Annotated in this window: 12 protein-coding genes; 1 reads left to right on the forward strand and 11 read right to left on the reverse strand. The window is 67.4% G+C overall.

Annotation, left to right across the window (positions count from 1 at the left end):
• Nucleotides 1-58 precede the first annotated feature (58 nt).
• The 10 genes from VJT49_RS19045 to VJT49_RS19090 form a co-directional block, all read right to left on the reverse strand.
• A complete protein-coding gene (locus tag VJT49_RS19045; protein WP_324166197.1) occupies nt 59-1,291 on the reverse strand; it encodes a beta-ketoacyl-[acyl-carrier-protein] synthase family protein in 1,233 nt (410 codons plus the stop codon).
• Entirely contained in the window at nt 1,291-1,572 is a 282-nt protein-coding gene (locus VJT49_RS19050; RefSeq protein ID WP_324166198.1) for an acyl carrier protein, read from the reverse strand. The genes VJT49_RS19045 and VJT49_RS19050 overlap by 1 nt, the downstream gene beginning before the upstream one ends.
• Complete coding sequence (locus VJT49_RS19055) at nt 1,569-2,861, reverse strand: MFS transporter (RefSeq protein WP_324166199.1); 1,293 nt, start codon at nt 2,859-2,861, stop codon at nt 1,569-1,571. Before VJT49_RS19055 ends, VJT49_RS19050 begins: the two co-directional genes overlap by 4 nt.
• Nucleotides 2,834-3,790 carry an ornithine carbamoyltransferase gene (locus VJT49_RS19060; protein ID WP_324166200.1) on the reverse strand — a complete coding sequence of 319 codons (957 nt, stop codon included), beginning with the start codon at nt 3,788-3,790 and terminating at the stop codon, nt 2,834-2,836. Before VJT49_RS19060 ends, VJT49_RS19055 begins: the two co-directional genes overlap by 28 nt.
• Nucleotides 3,787-11,007, reverse strand: a complete 7,221-nt coding sequence (locus VJT49_RS19065; RefSeq protein ID WP_324166201.1) for a non-ribosomal peptide synthetase — start codon at nt 11,005-11,007, stop codon at nt 3,787-3,789. The genes VJT49_RS19060 and VJT49_RS19065 overlap by 4 nt, the downstream gene beginning before the upstream one ends.
• Nucleotides 11,008-11,039: 32 nt before the next feature.
• Complete coding sequence (locus VJT49_RS19070) at nt 11,040-12,371, reverse strand: condensation domain-containing protein (RefSeq protein ID WP_324166202.1); 1,332 nt, start codon at nt 12,369-12,371, stop codon at nt 11,040-11,042.
• Entirely contained in the window at nt 12,361-13,407 is a 1,047-nt protein-coding gene (gene sbnA, locus VJT49_RS19075) for a 2,3-diaminopropionate biosynthesis protein SbnA (protein WP_324166203.1), read from the reverse strand. Before sbnA ends, VJT49_RS19070 begins: the two co-directional genes overlap by 11 nt.
• A 34-nt stretch (nt 13,408-13,441) precedes the next feature.
• Entirely contained in the window at nt 13,442-14,518 is a 1,077-nt protein-coding gene (gene sbnB, locus VJT49_RS19080) for a 2,3-diaminopropionate biosynthesis protein SbnB (protein ID WP_324166204.1), read from the reverse strand.
• Nucleotides 14,519-14,737: 219 nt separating this feature from the next.
• Nucleotides 14,738-14,863: a hypothetical protein gene (locus tag VJT49_RS19085; RefSeq protein WP_324166205.1), complete on the reverse strand. Its 126-nt coding sequence runs from the start codon at nt 14,861-14,863 to the stop codon at nt 14,738-14,740.
• 183 nt (nt 14,864-15,046) lie between these two features.
• A complete protein-coding gene (locus VJT49_RS19090) occupies nt 15,047-15,556 on the reverse strand; it encodes a hypothetical protein (protein WP_324166206.1) in 510 nt (169 codons plus the stop codon).
• Nucleotides 15,557-16,526: 970 nt separating this feature from the next.
• Here VJT49_RS19090 and VJT49_RS19095 point away from each other — a divergent pair.
• On the forward strand, nt 16,527-17,105 hold the full coding sequence (locus VJT49_RS19095; RefSeq protein WP_324166207.1) for a sigma-70 family RNA polymerase sigma factor: 579 nt from the start codon (nt 16,527-16,529) through the stop codon (nt 17,103-17,105).
• 139 nt (nt 17,106-17,244) lie between these two features.
• On the opposite strand, the gene VJT49_RS19100 is transcribed toward VJT49_RS19095, so the two are convergent.
• A complete protein-coding gene (locus VJT49_RS19100) occupies nt 17,245-17,457 on the reverse strand; it encodes an MbtH family protein (RefSeq protein ID WP_324166208.1) in 213 nt (70 codons plus the stop codon).
• Between the last annotated feature and the right edge of the window lie 184 nt (nt 17,458-17,641).

Below are 17,641 nucleotides of genomic sequence, written 5' to 3' on the forward strand. Positions count from 1 at the left end.
GTCTCTCCCATTCCACCTGAGGCGGCCGTCGGCGCCGGCATCGGCTCGGCCGGCTCGTTCACCGGTTCGTCTCCTGGTACCTGCCGAACAGCACGACCGCGTTGTCACCTCCGAACGCCAGCCCATTGTTCTGAACCACTCGCAAATCGGCCTCGATCGCCCGGTTCGGCACGCAGTCGACGGCGCATTCGGGGTCGGTCGTTCGGTGGTTGATCGTCGGCGGAATGAACCGGTGCGTGATGGCCAGCGAAGAGGCAATGGCACCCAGGGCACTGGCCGCGCCCAGGGTGTGCCCCAGCATCGACTTGACTCCCACCACTCGCGGCGTCCTTTCCCCGTAGATGTCGTGGATCGCGCCGCACTCCGTCGCGTCGTTCACCGCGGTTCCGGTGCCGTGTGCGCAGATCAGGTCGACCTCGTGCGGCTTGATCCCCGCGTCGTCCAGTGCCAGCCGCATGCACTCCGCCACGCTGGACCGTGTCGGCGCCACCGGATGCCGGCCGTCGCAGTTCAATCCATAACCGAGCACCTCGGTATAGATGGGCGCGTTCCGCACCAACGCCCCGTCCAGGCTTTCCAGGAGCAGCACACCGGCGCCCTCGCCCAGCAGGGTTCCGCTGCGGTCGGAGTCGAAAGGACGGCAGGCATCGCGGGCAATCAGCCCCAAGCGATGGAACCCCGCGAACAGCAAACGGTTGAAGGCGTCCGAACCACCACACAACGCGAAATCGGCCTGACCGGTACGCACCGCGTCGAACCCTTCGCCGATGGCGTAGTTTCCCGCGGCACATGCCGTGCCGATCGCGTACGCATCCACATTGGACAGCCGGAGCTCGTGCGCCACGGACAGGGCGAGCAGGTGTGCCGGGACCCGCCGGGCCAGCCGCGGGTCCATTCGCTCGGCGCCCTCCGCCACCTCCGTGACCGCCAGCGCGTCCATGTCCTGCGATTCTCCACACGTCGTGCCGATCGCGACCAGGCCGCGGCGGCCACGGAGGTCGCCGAGCCGGGCACGCGCGTCGTCGACGGCCATTCGCGCGGCGGCCACCGCCATCCCGCCTGCCCTGCCCAGCCGCTCGAGCGGAACGGTACGCACCCACCGCTCCGGCTCGAATCCCCGGACCTCACAGGCAATGCCCGACGGGAATCCGGCGGTGTCGAACGCGGTGACCGGCCCTGTCCCGCTCCGTCCGGCCCGAAGCCCCTCCGCGAACTCGGCGATCCCGGTACCGATGCTGGAAACCACTCCCATGCCGGTCACGACCACGCGACGTGGACCAGGGCCGGGCATCAGAGTGGTACCGGTGCGGCACCCGTACCGTGCCCCACCGGCCAGCCGGCAGTTTCGGCCACGACCCGGTACACGGCATCGAGATTGACCATTCGAATAGCGGTGTCGTCGTCGATTTCGATCGCGAACTCGGACTCGAGCACGGTGAGCAGTTCGATTGCGGCCAATGACTCGACACCCAGCTCGGCGAACATCGTCTTCGCGCCCATTTCGGACGGCGAGAGCTCGAACACCTCACACACCAGTTCCTTGATCCGCGCCTTGCGTTCGTCAATGCTCATCTACGCATCCTTTCCCTACATTCGTCCTGTTCCATCGGGGGTAGGTCCGGCGACCGCGGGTTGCGGACGCCGGGGCTGACCACCGCGACAACGGTCAGCAGCAACATCACGCCGGAGACGGACAGCACCGTCGCCGGAACACCGAGCAGGTTCAGCATGCCGCCGCCGAGCAGGTGGCCGAAGGCCGCCGGGCCGTAGGCGATCAGGGCGCCGACGCTGGTGACTCGCCCGCGCAGCTCGTCGGGCACGATCTGGATGAGGTACGCGGTGACGGCCACCGTCCACCCCGCGCCGACGAATGCCGCGGCACCGAAGATGCCGCCCAGCCCGACCGGATCGCGAACGAAGGCCATGAGGGGTACGAGCATGGTCCACACCGCGTTGGCACCGATCACGAGCACCGGCAAGGAAACCCGGCGAAGCCACCACGGGGCGGATACCGCGCCCAGCAGCCCGCCGGCGCCGGCGACCGTCGAGACGAGCGACGCGACCGCCTCGGAACCGCCGTCCGCGCGTACGATCACGAGCATCGCGAGCACCAGAGTCTGGAACAACAGGTTGCTCACCGCGATCAGGCCGACCGCCGCCCTGGCGAACTTCTGCCGCCACAGCCACCTCAGCCCCGCGGCCAGTTCCGCGAAAACCCGTTGCCGCTCACCACCCCGCGGTTCCTGGAGTTCACTTCTGATCAGCAACAGGGTGCCTAGTGACACCACGTGCGCGACGGCGGTGAACACGAACGGTGCCCACTGCGCGGCCGTCGCAAGCAGCCCAGCTCCAGGCCGGCCGAGCACACCCGCGGCCTGCGCGCGCGCTTCGTTGCGCGCGGCTGCCCTTGACAACAACTCGGGCGGGACGACGCTGGGCACCGCGGCCGCTTCGGCGACGCGGTAGAGCACCGACAGACTGCCCTCGACGAAGGCCACCACCACCAGCTGGGAGAGCAGGAAATGGCCGAGGAGCATGGCGGTGAAGATACTGCCGACGGCAAGCACCCGGCCCAGATCACAAAGGACCATCAACCGCCGGCGGTCGAAGCGGTCGGCAACGAGACCGGCGGGCAACTGCATCACGAAGTAGGGCAGCTCCGCGGCGAACGCGACCACACCTGCCGCGGGCACCGATCCGGTCGTCCACAGCACGATGAGCGAGTAGGCGGAGGCAGTCACCTGGGAGGCGAGGAAAGACAGGCCCGCGCCGCTCCACAGCAACAGGAAGTCCCTGTTGCCGCCCAGAACCCGGCGCCCGGCGGTAACGCTCATCATCGCGTCCCAACCGGGCTGCGGCACCACTCGAGCACCGCCATGGCGCTGTGCAGCTTGTGCTTGGCCTGCTGGAAAGCTAGGCTGAACGGCCCGTCGAGTACGTCCGCGGTGACCTCCTGCCCGCGGTGCGCCGGCAGGTCATGCATGAACACCGCGTCCGGGTTGGCCTTCCACAGCCCGCCGTTGACGTGGAAGGGCGCGAACGTCTCCCGCCAGTGAGGATCGGCCTTCGCCGTGCCCGTCGTCTGCCAGCGCGTCGTGTAGACGACCTCCACTTTCGTGGGCAGGCCGGCCATCTCGTGGCGCTCGGTCAGCACCGCCCCGCACCGCCGCGCCTGTTCGACGGCGACGGCACGGACAGTCGCGGGCAGGCCGTAGCCGGGCGGCATGCACAAGGTGAGTTCCACGTCGGGAAACCGGGTCAGGGCAAGGGCGAGCGCGGCCGCGGTGCTGTTTCCCTCACCGACGTAGAGCAAGCGCAACCCGTCGATCCTGCCGAAGTGACACAGAAGCGTTGTCAGGTCCGCAAGAGCCTGGGTGGGATGTTCCTCCGCGCTCATCGCGTTGACGAACGACATCGTCGACTGCGTGGCCAGTTCGGCGAGCGCGGCCGGGGACAGGGTGGCTCGCGCGACCAGGATGTCCAGCATCCCGGACAACACACGTATGGTGTCGACCATCGTTTCCCCGGTCTTGGTCTGCAGGTCGTCCGGTCCGTAGGTGACCAGCTGGGCGCCCAGCCGGAGCGCACCGCTGGAAAACGCGGTGCGCGTGCGGGTGGATGTCTGTTCGAAGTAGACACCGACGATGTCGCCGTCGAGCGGCGGGCGGGACGGCCTGTTTCCCCTGGCGAAGTCGACGGCCCTGGCCAGCACGTACGCCAGGTCCTCGTCGGTCAGATCGGTGATCGACAGCAGGTGGCGGGCGGTCGTCGGGCACTGGGCCGTGGTCATTCGGTCACCACCGCGCGAACGACCACGGCGAGTTCGTCCGCCTTGCCCTCGGATGCCGATTCGAGATGTTTACCCGAGATGTAATGGTGCCGCACGCCGCCGGTGGCCAGTTCGCCCCACCTGTCGAGGTAGCTCTGCAACGACTGGTAACGCCGAGCGGCGATCGGCACGTTGACCAGCTCGTCGCTCAAGATCAAGTGGACGGGCGTGCTGGCAGGGGAGAAGTTGAAGCCGTACGTCGCGGTGGCCAGCCTCCGCATCCGGGGAAGCAGTTCGCGGATACCCTCCCGGTGCGACGGGTCGGTCGGCAGGCCGATCTCGGTCAGCACCTCCCAGAAGAATTGATCCAGCCCTTCCTCGCCGGCATCCTGCCGTACGAACAGCTCTGCGAGGTAGTCCAGCGCCGGGTCGTCCAGTGCCGGGTTGTCCAATGGGGATGGATCGGCCATCGGGTCGAGCAGGATCAACGCCCGAGGAGGCACGCCTTGGGCAACGAGCTTCCGACCCATCTCCCAGACCAGTGGCGACGCGGAGCACCACCCCATCAGGTAAAACTGTTCGGCTGGCGGTTCGCTGAGCATTTTCCGGACATACCGCCCGGCCAGATCCACCACGTCGACCGGATGGTCGGCGATGCTCGCCTTCGCGGTGAAAACGCCGAAACCCGCCGAGTTGTCCGCTTCGAGCCGGCCGGCGAGCCCCAAGAACTCGTAGGCGTTCCCGCTCTGGTTGTGGACGCCGACGATTTGTGGACTGACGTCCCGTGAAGTGAGCCAGATCAGCTTTTCGTCCGTCCCGTCCGCCGGTCCGTCCAGATGTCGTGCGATTCCGGCGATGGTGCGGTGTTCGAAGATCAACGCGACGGGGAGGTTGATTCCGGCCGCACGAAGGCGGGAGACAAGCGCGAGTGACCGGATCGAGTCGCCACCGACGGCGAAGAAGTCGTCCTCGACGCCGACCACGTCCAGGCCGAGCACCGGGCCCCACGCCTCGGCGATGCGCTTCTCCATCTCCGTGCGGGGCGGTGCCACGGCGTCGCCGGTGAACAGCGAGGCCCGGCTAGGGGCGGGCAGCGCCTCCCGGTCGACCTTTCCGTTCCTGTTCAGGAACAACGCGTCCAGCACCACCAGTGCCCCCGGGATCAGGTGGCCGGGCAGCTGCGTGGCGAGATGCTCGCGGATCTCGGCCGCTGTGGCCTCACCGACGGTGTACCCGACCAGCCTTTTGTTCCCCGCGGCGTCGGTGTCCACCTTGGCCACGGCGTCCCGCACGCCCGGCGTGCTGCGAAGCGCGGCCTCCACCTCGCCCAGCTCGACCCGCTGACCCCGAATCTTGACCTGGCTGTCCCGGCGGCCGAGGAACTCCAGCTGCCCGTCGTGCCGGTAGCGCACGCGGTCACCGGTCCGGTACATCAGCGCTCCCGGCTCGGTCGAGAACGGATCGATGGCGAAGGACTGCGCGGTCTTCTCCGCGTTGTTGATGTACCCGCGACCCACACCGGCACCGCCGACATACAACTCACCCGGTACCCCGATCGGAACGGGTTGCCGGTGCGCGTCGAGCACGTAGAGCCGGATGTTGCGGACCGGCCTGCCGATCGGGACGACCGAACCGAGCCTGTCCCCATCCCTGATCACCGCATGGGTGACGTCGTCGGAACACTCGGCCGGCCCGTAGGCGTTGATGATCGGGACGCTGGGAAAGCGAGCGAACCACCGGGTACACAGGTCCGGTTGCAGCGACTCACCGGTCGACATCAGCCGGCGCAGGCACGACAGGTCCGGCACCGGCGCGCCGGCGTCCCAGTCGTCGAGCGCGGCCCGGAGCAGGCTGGGCACCACCTCGAGTACCGGGATCCGCTCACGTGCCACCCTGGCCAGCAGGACGGCAGGGTCCGCCGCTTCGGCCCGACCGACCACGCGGACCCGGCCACCCACGATCAGCGGGGCGAGCACCTGCCAGATCCAGACGTCGAAGGTCAGCGGCGCGTTCTGCACCACCGTGTCCGCCGCGGACAACTCCAGTTCCTCGACCTTGGCCAGCAGGTGGTTGAGCAATCCGCGGTGGTGCAGCAGCGCTCCCTTGGGCATGCCGGTCGAACCGGACGTGTACATCACGTACGCCAGATCGTGCGCACCCCCGCGCGGCGCCACCCACTCCCTCTCCGGATCCTCGGCATCGTCCAGCACGATGACCTCGGCGTCGAGGCCGGCGGCGGCCTCCCTGGCGTGGTCGGCGAAAGCCGGGCCCACGAGCAGGAACCGCGCCCCGCTGGCGGACAGCAGCTTTCCGGTGCGAACGACCGGCATCGAGGTGTCCAGCGGGAGGAACGCGCAACCGGCGCCCAGCACACCCAGCACCGCCGCGATGAACCGTCCCCCGGCGTTGTCGAGTATCCCGACCAGCGAACCGGTCCGGGCGCCCGCAAGCCGGCGCGACACCCCACTCGCACGCCCGGCCAGCTCCCGGTAGGTGAGAGTCCGCTCGTCATCGGACACGGCGACGGTTTCCGGGGCCTGCCGTGCCCTGGCGAGGAACCGCTCCACGACACCCTCGTCCCCGGTGGGGCGGTCCGTGCGGTTCCACTCCACCATGACCAGGTGCCGCTCCTGCGCGGGCATGCACGAGACCCGCGAGTCGCCGTCGATGTCGCCGATCATCGCCCGCAACACCGAGCGGTACATCTCCAGCACGCGTTCGCCGTTGTGCTTGCTCAGCACGTCGGTGTGGGACAGCAACACGACCTCGTCGTGCCGCGCCGCGATCTCCAACCCGAACTCGACGGCGCTGTCGTCAACCACGGTGTCACCCTCGACCACGTCGGTGTCCACCACATGGAAGTTGAGGTGGATGAACAAGTTGTCCAGCAGCCGCTCCCCGGCGCCCGCCTCGCGCTGGATCTCCGGCAGCGGGAAACGCCGGTGCGGCAACAGTTCCACGTGCCGGTCGAAAACCTGCCGGACGAGTTCGCGCCAGGTGGTCGCCGTGCCCTCGAACGGAAACGGAACGGTGTTGAGGTACATCCCGTAGACCCGCTCCGCGCCGAGTACCTCCGGCCGGGTGTCGCACACCAGCCCGGTGAAGAACGAGCGCTCGTCGGTGAGGGCGCTCATCACTTTCAGGTAGGCCGCGTGCAGCACACTCTTGAGCGAGACGTCCGCTCGGCTCGCCACCTCGCGCAGGGATTCCAACATACCCTGGTAGGGCAGGGAAATCCGGTAGGACTCCGACGGCCCGCCGTCCTCCCACCCTGACGGTATCGTGAACTTCGGGTACCGCTCGACGATGTCCCGCCAGTACTGCCTGTCCTCCGCGGACGTCAGCGCTTCCAGCTCGGCGGCAATGAAGTCGGCATAGCGGACGTCGGGTCGTGGTGGTTCCTCCACCGTCTCGCCGTCGCGGATCTGACGGTAGACCGAGAGCAGTTCCATCAGCAGGGAGTGGAAACTCCAGCCTTCCAGGATCGCGTGGCACTCGGTGAGCGAGACCCACCAGTCGTCGCCCGTGACATGCGCGAAGATCCGCAGCAACGGAGCCGACGAGACATCGAACCGCCGCGCACGTTCCGCCACGGCGAACTCGCCGATCGCGTCGGTCTGCTCCGCCGTGCCGAGCCCGCGCAGATCGCGCATCCCGACCGGCATCTCGGCGTCGCCATGGACCAGCTGCATCGGCACCGAGTAGGTGCTCGCGTCCAGTGAGGTCCGCAGGATCTCGTGCCGTTGGACCACGATCCGGGCCGCCTCCCGCAACGCGGCCAAGGAGAACGGCTCGTCGTCGAGAACCCGGAATGACGTGGTGTTGTGGTAGACGTTGCTGCCCGGTTTCGCCAGCATCTCCACCACCATTCCGGCCTGAACCTGGGACAGGGGGTACGCGTCCACCACCCCGGGGGGCAGCTTCGCCCGGTCCTCGTCGCTGATCAGCGTGAACGGCGCGACCGTCCGGCTGGGCGCCGCCGACACCGAACGGGCGTCGAGCACCTTCGCGAGCCGCGCGATGGTGCGATACTCGAAGATGTCTCGAACCGAGACGTCGCGGAAGCCGAGATCCCGCAGTGTGCCGGCCAGCGTCACAGCCAGGATCGAGTCGCCGCCGAGGTCGAAGAATCCATCGTGGACACCGATTCGGTCGAGACCGAGCACACCAGCCCAGATCGTGACGAGCCGTGCCTCGGTCGCCGTTCGCGCCGCGGCAATCTCACCGCGGGGACGCACCGCCGTGTCGTCCGGCGCCGGCAGCTCCGGCTGGTCGATTTTTCCGTTGGCCGTCAACGGAATCGCCTCCAGCGTGAGGAAAGCCGACGGGATCATGTACTCCGGCACGGTCGCGGCGAGCAGCGCCCGGAGTTCGGCGGGGTCAGGGCGGGCCGGACCCGCGGCCACCAGGTAGGCCACGAGCCGCTTGGTCCCGGTACCGTCCACGCGCGGCACCACCACCGCCTCGCGCACATCCGGATGTTCCGACAGCGCCGAGGTGATCTCACCCGGGTCGATCCGGAAACCGCGCAGCTTGATTTGATCGTCGATCCGCCCGACGAACCGCAGGCGGCCGTCAGGCAGCCTGCGGGCGAGATCACCGCTGCGGTAAAGGCGCTCGCCGGGCCCGCCGAAGGGATTGGGCACGAATCGCTGCTGGGTCAGCTCAGGGCGGTTGAGGTACCCGCGAGCCACGCCCGGACCCTCGACGTAGATTTCGCCGACCGCGCCGAGCGGCACCGGCTTGCCGTGGCTGTCCAGCAGGAGGATGCGCATGTCGTCAAGCGGGTACCCGATCGGGCTGCCCGCCCTCGGCTCCAGATCCTCCTGCGCTATCCGATGGAAGGTCACGTGTACGGTTGTCTCGGTAATGCCGTACATGTTGATCAGGACCGGATCGGCGAGCCCGAACCGCAGGACCCATGGCGCCAACTCGGCCACATCGAGCCGCTCGCCGGCGAGCACCACCGCGCGCAGTGCCAGCCGAGCCAGCCGCTGGTCGTCCGACGCGGCGAAGCCGACCAGCCCGCGAAACGCCGACGGAGTCTGGGTGAGGATGCTCACCCGCTCGCGGATCAGCAGGTCGAGGAAGTCCTCCGGCGACCGGGAGACGCTGAACGGCACGACCACCAGCCGCCCGCCGTACAACAGCGCCCCCCACATCTCCCAGACGGACAAGTCGAACGTGTGGGAATGGAACATCGCCCAGGCGTCCTCCGCCCCGACGGGGAACCTGCGCGCGAACGAGCGGAACAGGCGCAGTACGTTGCCATGTGTGACGCACACCCCCTTGGGACGCCCGGTCGATCCCGACGTGTAGATCACGTACGCCAGGTTTTCCGGCCCGCTGACCGGTTCCGGGTCGTGCGCGGGAGCGGCGGCGATCAGCGGCGCCTCGTCTCCGTCCAGCACCACCAGCGCGCCGCCGTGGATTTCCCGGAGCAAGGTTCGGTGCCGGGCGGTGGTCACCACAATCCCCACCTCGGAGTCCTCGATCATGAAGCGCAGGCGTCCGGGCGGGTAGGCCGGGTCGAGCGGGAGGTAGGCGGCCCCGGACTTGGTCACCCCGAGCAGGGCCGACACCAGGGTGTCGTCGCGATCCAGCAGCACCCCGACGAGCGTTTCGGCGCCCGCCCCCAGCCCGCGCAGGTAGTGGGCCAAGCGGTTTGCCCCGGTGTTCAGCTCGGCGTAGGTCAGCCGCGTGTCCTCCGACACCACCGCGACCGCGTCCGGCGTCCGCACGGCGTGTTCGGCGAACAACTCGTGCAGGCCACGGTCCAGCTCGTCGCGGGCACACGGAGGATCGAAGAGCGGCTGACGCTCCTCGGGCAACAAGAAGTCCAGCTCATGGATATCGGCGTCGGGGTTCTCGGCGACGGCGGTCAGCAGCCGGGCGAAGTGGGCGGCGATCCGGCGGGCCGTTTCCGGCAAGAACAGGTCGGTCGAGTATTCGAGCTGGCCGCCCACCGTGCCGTCGGCCAGCTGCGCCATCTGGAGCGCCAGGTCGAACCGGCCGACCCGCCAGTCCAGCGGGAAATGCTCGATCCGCAACCCGGCCAGTTCGACCTCCGGCAAGGGAGCTTCGTGCATGGTGAACGCGACCTGGAACAGCGGTGTGAACGACATGTCGCGTTCCGGCTCGAGCTCGTCCACCAGCCTGGCGAAGGGAACCATCTGGTGGTCGAACGCGTCCAGCACGGTGCCCTGGTTGCGCGCCAGCAGCTCACGGAAGGACGACGAGCCGTCCAGGCGCAGCCGCATCACCAGCGTGTCGAGCAGGTACCCGCACAGCCTCGCCAGTTCGGGGTCATCACGCTGGGAGACCACGGTGCCGACCGGTATGTCGTCGGTGTCGGTGTACCGCGCCAGCAGGCACTGGAACGCGGTCAGCAGCGTCATGAACAAGGTCACCTGGTTGTCCGCGGCCAGGGACCGCAGCGTTCTGGCGGTCTCGGCGGGCACCCGGACGGGCACCGCCGCCCCGCGCCAGCCCCGGGTCACCGGACGCGGGCGGTCGGTGGGTAGTTCCAGCCGGGGCAGTCCGGCCAGCTGATGGCGCCAGTAGGCGAGGTGCGGTTCCATTGCTTCCTCGGTCCACCGTTCCCGCTGCCCGGCGGCGTAGTCGGCGTACCGCATCCGCGGCTCCGGCAGCGGTGACGGTTTGCCCTCGAGGAACGCGAGGTAAAGAGCGCCCAACTCGACGAAAAGGATTTGCTGCGACATCTGATCCGACGCGATGTGGTGGAAGACCGCCACCAGGAGGTGCTCCACTTCCCCCGTGCGCAGCAGGGTCACCCGCAGCGGGTGGTCACGCTCCAGGTCGAAGGGTCTCAGGGTCTCCTGCTCGGCGAGCCGGATCGCTTCGGGCTCCCGCTCGCCGGCCGGCAGGTGAGTGAGGTCGACGACCGTCCACACAGGTGGACACGGCGGGTCGATCACCTGGACCGGTTCCCCGCCGGAGGCTTCGTAACGGGTCCGCAGGATCTCGTGCCTGCGCACCAGCTCCGACCACGCCCGCCGCAGCACCTGCTCATCGAGCGCGCCGCGCAGCCGCAAGGTCAGCGGCACCAGGTACTCGGGGCTGTCCGGCGCCAACTGGCTGAGGAACCACAGCTGCCGCTGGCCGGACGAAAGCGGCAGTCGGCTGTTCCGGCCGGTCTCGCAAGCCGTCCGGTTACCGGTCGTTGTGACCGGCGAAGCGAAATCCGCGTGCGATACAACGTTGTCCTGCACGGTCATGCGAACCACTCCTTGAGCGAAATCCTCACCGGTCAACTGCCAGTCGCGAAGGCGAGAAGCCGCTTTCGCTCGGTTTCGTCCACCATCGACACGTCAGCCACGCCACGATCGGGCGCGGCCGTGGCGACCCGAAGCAGCCGAACGAAATGGCCTGCCATTCCACAGACGGTTCTCTCGTCGAACAGATCGGTGTCGTACTTGAGCGAACAGCGCACCGCCGACGCGCTCCGGACGACCTCCAAGGTCAGGTCGAACTGGCCTGCCTGCTGCGGCACGTCGATGGCGGACAGGCGCGTGCCGCGATAGGTCATCTCGGCGTTACCGACCGCCAGTTCGAGCAACGGGTTGGACCGCCGGGTCGCGACCACGCTCGTCATCACGCGAAGCAGCGGCGAGGTCGCAGGACCGCCCGGCAGCCCCAGAGCGGCGGGCAGCATGGCGAACGGGTAGTCCCGGTGCGCCAGGCCGTCAGCGACCTGGCGGTTCACCTCGCCAGCCACCTCACGAAAGGTCGTTGCGGGTGTGAAGCGCGCCCGCAACGGCACCGTGTTGGTGTAATGACCCGGGACACCGCGACGCAGCAGGCCGAAACTCGACACCACCGCGCCCCCGACCAGGAAGTCGGGCTGCCGCGTGTAGCGGTACAGCAACGACTGGAACACCGCGAACAGGTACCGCGCGGGAGTGACCTCGCTCGACCGTGCCGCGGACGTGAGCCTCGCCACGAGGTCGGCCGGCAACGTGAACCGGTGCGCCCACCCCCGGAACCCCTGGCGGGCGGGCCGCGCCCGGTCGGTTGGCAGGTTCAGCACCGGAGGCAGGTCGCGGCAGACCTCCCGCCAGTAGTTCGCAAGTTCCCCGGCCCGGGGCGAATCGAGCAGGGCGCGCTCTCTGGCGACGAAGTCCGCGTAGGTCGAAGTGATCGGCGCCCAGCGCGGACTATCACCCGACAGCACCGCAGGGTAAGCGTCCAGCAGTTCCCGCAGGACGAGCATCAGCGACGGGAAATCCATCGCGACGTGATGCGCCACCGGTACCAACGCCGCGTCCGACGGCCCCCGCCTCAGCAGCACCAGCCGCGCGGCGCCGCTTTCGGCAAGGCGGAACGGGCGAGCGACCTCCTGCCGCACCAGCGCGAGCAACGCGCCGTCGTCGATTCCGGGCACGTCACGGATCTCGATTTCGAACAGCCCAGGGTCGCCGACCACGCGGCACAGCTGTCCGCCGGTCTCGGCGAACGTCGAACGCAGCAGGTCGTGACGCTGAGCCGTCATCGTCGCGGCGCGGGCCAAGGTAGCCACATCGAGTGGGGAGTGGACGCGCACCGCGCACGAGACGTTGTACGCCGCGCTTTCAGGCGCCATATGATGCAGGAACAACAAGGCTTCCTGCCCGACCGAAAGCCGGCATTCCACTGTTCTCCTCCCCTTCCCTTATCGCGCACAGGGCGTCCGAGCCATAGGTCTCCAGTACCCAGGTCGGGTCGTACAGCGTGTCCAGGTAACGCTCACCGAGATCGTGGGCGATCGCCACGGCCGTGACGTCCTCGTTCTGCCGGTTTTCGGTGAGCCAACGCAGCGCGCCGGTCACCACCGTCCCAGTCGAACCACCGAAGACGAACCCCCTGCTCGCCAGCTCATGACACTGGCGGATGGTGTCCAGTTCGGACACGAGCACGAAGTCGTCCACACAGGAGCGATCGAGCAGAGGCGGTGACACGCTCGAACCGATACCGGGAATCATCCGGTCGCCTGCCTGGCTGCCGAAGGTCGTCGAACCGACGCTGTCCACCGCTACCATGGTCACTCGCCGCTCCCGTACACGCTCGCGGAAGTACCGGGCACATCCCATCAGCGTGCCGGTCGTGCCGGCCCCGACGAAAAGCACGTCGAGATCCGGGAAGCGCCCGTCGATCGCGGGGGCCGTCAACGAGTAGTGCGCCTTCCAGTTCGCGGGATTGCGGTACTGATCAAGCCACACATACCCTGAGTCACGCGAGCACAACCGTTCGATATAGCCGATCCGCGCCCCGAGCAAGCCGCCGTCGGGATCCGGCTCGGTGACCACGTGAACGCGGCCACCCAGTGTCTCGATCAATCGGCACGCGGAACGGTTAGCGCGAACATCCGTAACACAAAGAAAGTCGTAGTCACGACTCGCCGCGAGCATGGCCAGCGCGATTCCGAGATTACCCGATGATGACTCCACGAGGACCGAGCCAGGCCGGAGGATCCCGGACTCCTCCGCGTCGGTCAACATGCTCGCGGCCGCCTTGAGCTTGATCGACCCGGCGAAGTTGAACGTCTCACATTTGAGGAAAAGCGGATATTTGAACATCGGACGCAGATCGACGTAAATGTCGTCAAGGTTGAGTTCTTCCGGTATCGAAATCGTGGGCATCGCAATCCTCCAGCTCAGTCGATCAGCGACGGTTCTACCGGCGGGGCAGGGTGCGTCCCCCCACGGACGACGCCTTCTCCTCGGGGCCGTAGCGGCTCAAATCGTGGAAGAATCCGTCCACAAAGCTCAGTTTTGCCGCCGCGGCCAACTCGTCGTAGATGTACTTCCCCACCATGAGGTCGAGTACCCCCAGGCCGAACGGCGAAAAGATCACACGCTCGCCGGCTTTCGGCCGCAACTTTCCCGTCATGACCTCGTCGAGAGTTCCGGCGACGAAGCTACGATTCCCGGCAAGCTGCTCGGCAAGGTGTGCCGAGGTCCTCGCACGCAGGCAGTGGTCGACGTCGTCGACGATGTTGGTCGAGGCGAGCAAGATCTCCGGAGCGAGGTCCCGCAACGAGACGTGCAGCACCACCGGGTCATGGTCGAACCAGCCGATTTCGGTCACGTGCGGCATGGCCGCCACCGTCGCGAACACAACCAGATCCGACGATCGGACAAGGTCCTCCGCGCGGTCGTGCGGCTCGACTTCTCCACCTGCCCCGCTCCTTTCCAGGTATTCGTGGAAGCCCCCGGCACTCGCCGCGGACTTGTCGTACACGCCGATCCGGTCGAACGACCAGCCGGTGGCCGCCAGGTAGGTGTGTACGTAGCGCGCGATCAGCCCGGCCCCGAAGAAGCCAACCGTCCGGGGACGATCCCGGCCACGGGTCAGCCAGTCCGCGGCAAGTGTGGCGGAGGCCGCCGTCCTCGCCGCACTGATGATGGACGATTCGATGCAGGCAAAGGGGTATCCGGTCTCGTGATCGTTGAGAACCAGGACCGCGGACGCCCTCGGCAGGCCGGATACCACGTTGCCGGGAAAGCTGGAAACCCACTTGATCCCGTCCACCGCGACGTCCCCGCCAAGCGATGCGGGCAGCGCGATGATCCGGCTCAGCGGGCGGCCCGGCAACCGGTGGATGCAGGACGGCGGATTCTCGGTCTCCCCTCGGCCGTGTGCCCGGTACGCGGCCTCGACCAGATCGACGACTGCCCTCTCTCGGCCAGTAAGCACCCAGCTGACCTGTTCGCCCGAAATCACCGCGAAATTCGGTTCTGACTGGGACATCTGCTCCCCTGCTTCAGGATTCGGTGGCGGACCCTCCAACCGCAGCCAGTGTTGCCACCGGGCTACTGGCAGACGGCCAAACACTTGTCTGGCCGATCGCCAGCCGTCATCGGTTCACCCTGATCAGTTCAGCGCTGTACAACCTTTCAAAAGGATCTTTGTACATCAGCGCAGCAAGTTGGTCTGGACAACAAGATCGGCGAAGGCTCCTCGGAGCCGTCACAGCCGGCCGAGGAGGAACTGCACCCGCTTCGCCGCGTAGTTCAGCACCGTCAGGTACGGCATGGAAACCAGGATGTCCTCGCGGTCTTGCGGCTTCGGGAGCAGCGCCTGCAATCCAGACACCGCACGGGAACGTCGAAGTTCGTGATCTTCGTGTGCAGTGAGCGTGCGCTGGTCCGGTTGGTGGCGGTTCATCGGCTACCGGCCGGCTCGGTGTGCAACCAGGTGCGGGGAGGGCGGAGTTCGTGCGCTGGTGGAGATTCTGGGCACGGTCGCTGATTCGCGTGGGCCTCGCGGCGTGCGTCATCAGAAATCCTTCACGGGACCACCAGCCCGACCGCCACGCAAGCCGGCCAGGAGGCGATCGCCGAGTTCGTCCGCCAGCGATGGGAATCGAAAACAAGATCCAGGACCAGCTGAAACAGCATCTCCGCCGCTGACGGCCCACCCGCTTGCCCTGACCATGAGCGGGAAGCGGCTGAACAGTTCGCTGACCTGCTTCCGGCCGTGGATCCGAGTGGGGAATATCCCGCGCATGGCATGGCACGGTCGTTGCGCCAGTCCGGCGAAACCGCCTTCGCCACGTCCGCGGCGAGGTAGGAGCGAGGTAGGAGACGACAACTGACCGGCGATACAGTCGGGAATCAGCACGCGTGCCTTCTCATCGACAGGACACAACTTGCTGAAGGTCAGCGCGGCGCGGACGAGCACATTGACCTGATCGGAGCCATCGACAGGTGCGCCGAGGCGACGGTCTTGATCCGCGTGTGCCCAGGTACCCGAGGCATCGCCGCCCCGTCCGTCGTGCCCGTCCACCCGAGTACCTCTCCGGGGTTGTCAAGTAGGGCATCGGCACATCACACCACTCCGATCCGCGTCCAGCCATCGAGGCGAGCCGACGTAGGCAGACCGGACCCGCCGACCGGTTGTGACGAATGACACCCGGCCAGGAGGCAGTTTCACTCGATTACGAACCCCCGGTCAACACATACCTCTGGTTTTCCGCGAATCGCGGAGTCCTTTCCGGAACCAGCGGTCGGCTGGACTTACCGTAATGGTGGACTTGTTCCCCGCTGGAAAGCTGAAACAACTTCTCCGCGGTTCACGCCGGACCGCGGCAACGAATCAGGAGAAGGGCACGGAAGTGAACGACATCGTGCCCGCGTTCGTGGACTGGTGAGTGGCGAATGCCTGCGGGGACGGGGTTGTCGGGAGGCGGTCCAGCGCCGCACGACTGCGTACCGAAACCGCGTTCGAGGCGCTGCTTGCCGCTCGCGGCAAGGCTCTCCGCGGCTGAGCCGGGTGCGGTGTGGTCCCTGGCGACGTCCCCCCGGACGGCCCAGAAGACCACACCGCGTTCCCCCGCACAGTAGCCATCGGCCTATGCAAGTATAACCATCGGTGCTCCTTCCTACCGCACCCGGACTGTAATTTCTGGGGAGCGAGTTCGTAAGAGAGTTGCCGGTCACCGGAGTCGGTTGACAAAGTTCGAGCGGAAATTTTCGGTGATCCCGCCTCTCGGAACGATGTCCATGCCCGAGGGGTTTCGGAACCGGTTCACCCGCCGATTGAGCCCGCCGGCATGGTGGCAGGCACCGCCATGGTGGTGCAAAATGGTCCCCACCGGTGGCCGTCGGGTACTTCGTCGCCACGCAAGGATCACCGCGGTTCCTCACCTTGCCGATGACCGCGACGCCGCGATCACCCGACCACGGATACCGTGCCGGCTCGATGCCATGGCCGGACCGCCCCACCTGACGTTCCGCGTGACCGCAGGAGATTGTTCATGAACCGAGCCGACCCGCCTCCGGCCACAGCGGAGCCGGGGCCGTCGCGGCCCGGTTCGGACACAACGGCGGCGCCAGCGGACTCGTCCGGCCAGGAACGCGAAATCGCCCTCGCCCGGCTGTTCAATCTCCACTACACGCCGATGCTCCGGCTCTCCGCGCTGCTCGGCGCGGACGACCCCGAGAACATCGTGGCCGAGGCCTACTACCAGCTGTACCGGAAATGGCGCAAATTGCGCACCGCCGACGCCGCCGAACCCTACCTGCGGTCGGTGGTGTGCAACCTCACCCGCATGCGTGTCCGGCACCTGCAGGTCGCTCGCCGGTACGCCGAACCACCCACCGACGCCGTCGCCTCCGCGGAAAGCTTCGCCCTGCTCCACGACGACCAGCGAGCCCTGCTCGCCGCCCTCCACAAGCTACCGGCCAGGCAACGGGAAGCCCTCGTTCTGCGTTACTGGATGGGCTTGCGGGAAAAGGAAATCGCCGAAGCCATGGGAATTTCGGTCGGCTCGGTCAAGACACACACCGCGCGCGGTATCGCCGCTCTGACGCGGGCGATGGAGGCACGGCGGTGAACAACCCACTTCGCGCCCGGCTCCTGCCACCGCACCTGAAACACCTGGCGACGACCCACGAAAGCCGCTGACGGCCGACTCTCGCGCGACCGACACGACCCCGCGTCCTGAGCGCCTTGGCCAGGGCTGCGCAAAACGTTCAGCTACTCCCGATCACTCGGAGGAGGCTGTCCGGGCGAATGTCGGTCCAGTTGTCCTCGACGTAGGCCAGCGCGGTATCTCGGCTGGAATCCCTGAGCGCCACTGTCCAACCCGCGGGCACCTCGAGACAGGACGGCCACAAGGAATGCTGTCCTTCGCCGTTCACAAGAACGAGGAAGGTTCCATCGGGATCATCGAACGGATTCGTCACCGAGCCTCCTTGCGTCGGGGCCGGGCTCACGTCCCCGGCCGATCCTCACCTGTGCGGCACTGGCGTTTCGCCAATCCCCACCACGATGCGCGCCACCCTGGCGTTGGATGGTTGCCCGAGCGCGCCAACCGGAGGACACCGAAGCCAAAGAAAAGTCGTGGAAATCGACGTCAACCGGATCAGC

It is taken from the genome of Amycolatopsis sp. (genome assembly GCF_035276945.1).
Taxonomy (GTDB): domain Bacteria; phylum Actinomycetota; class Actinomycetes; order Mycobacteriales; family Pseudonocardiaceae; genus Amycolatopsis_E.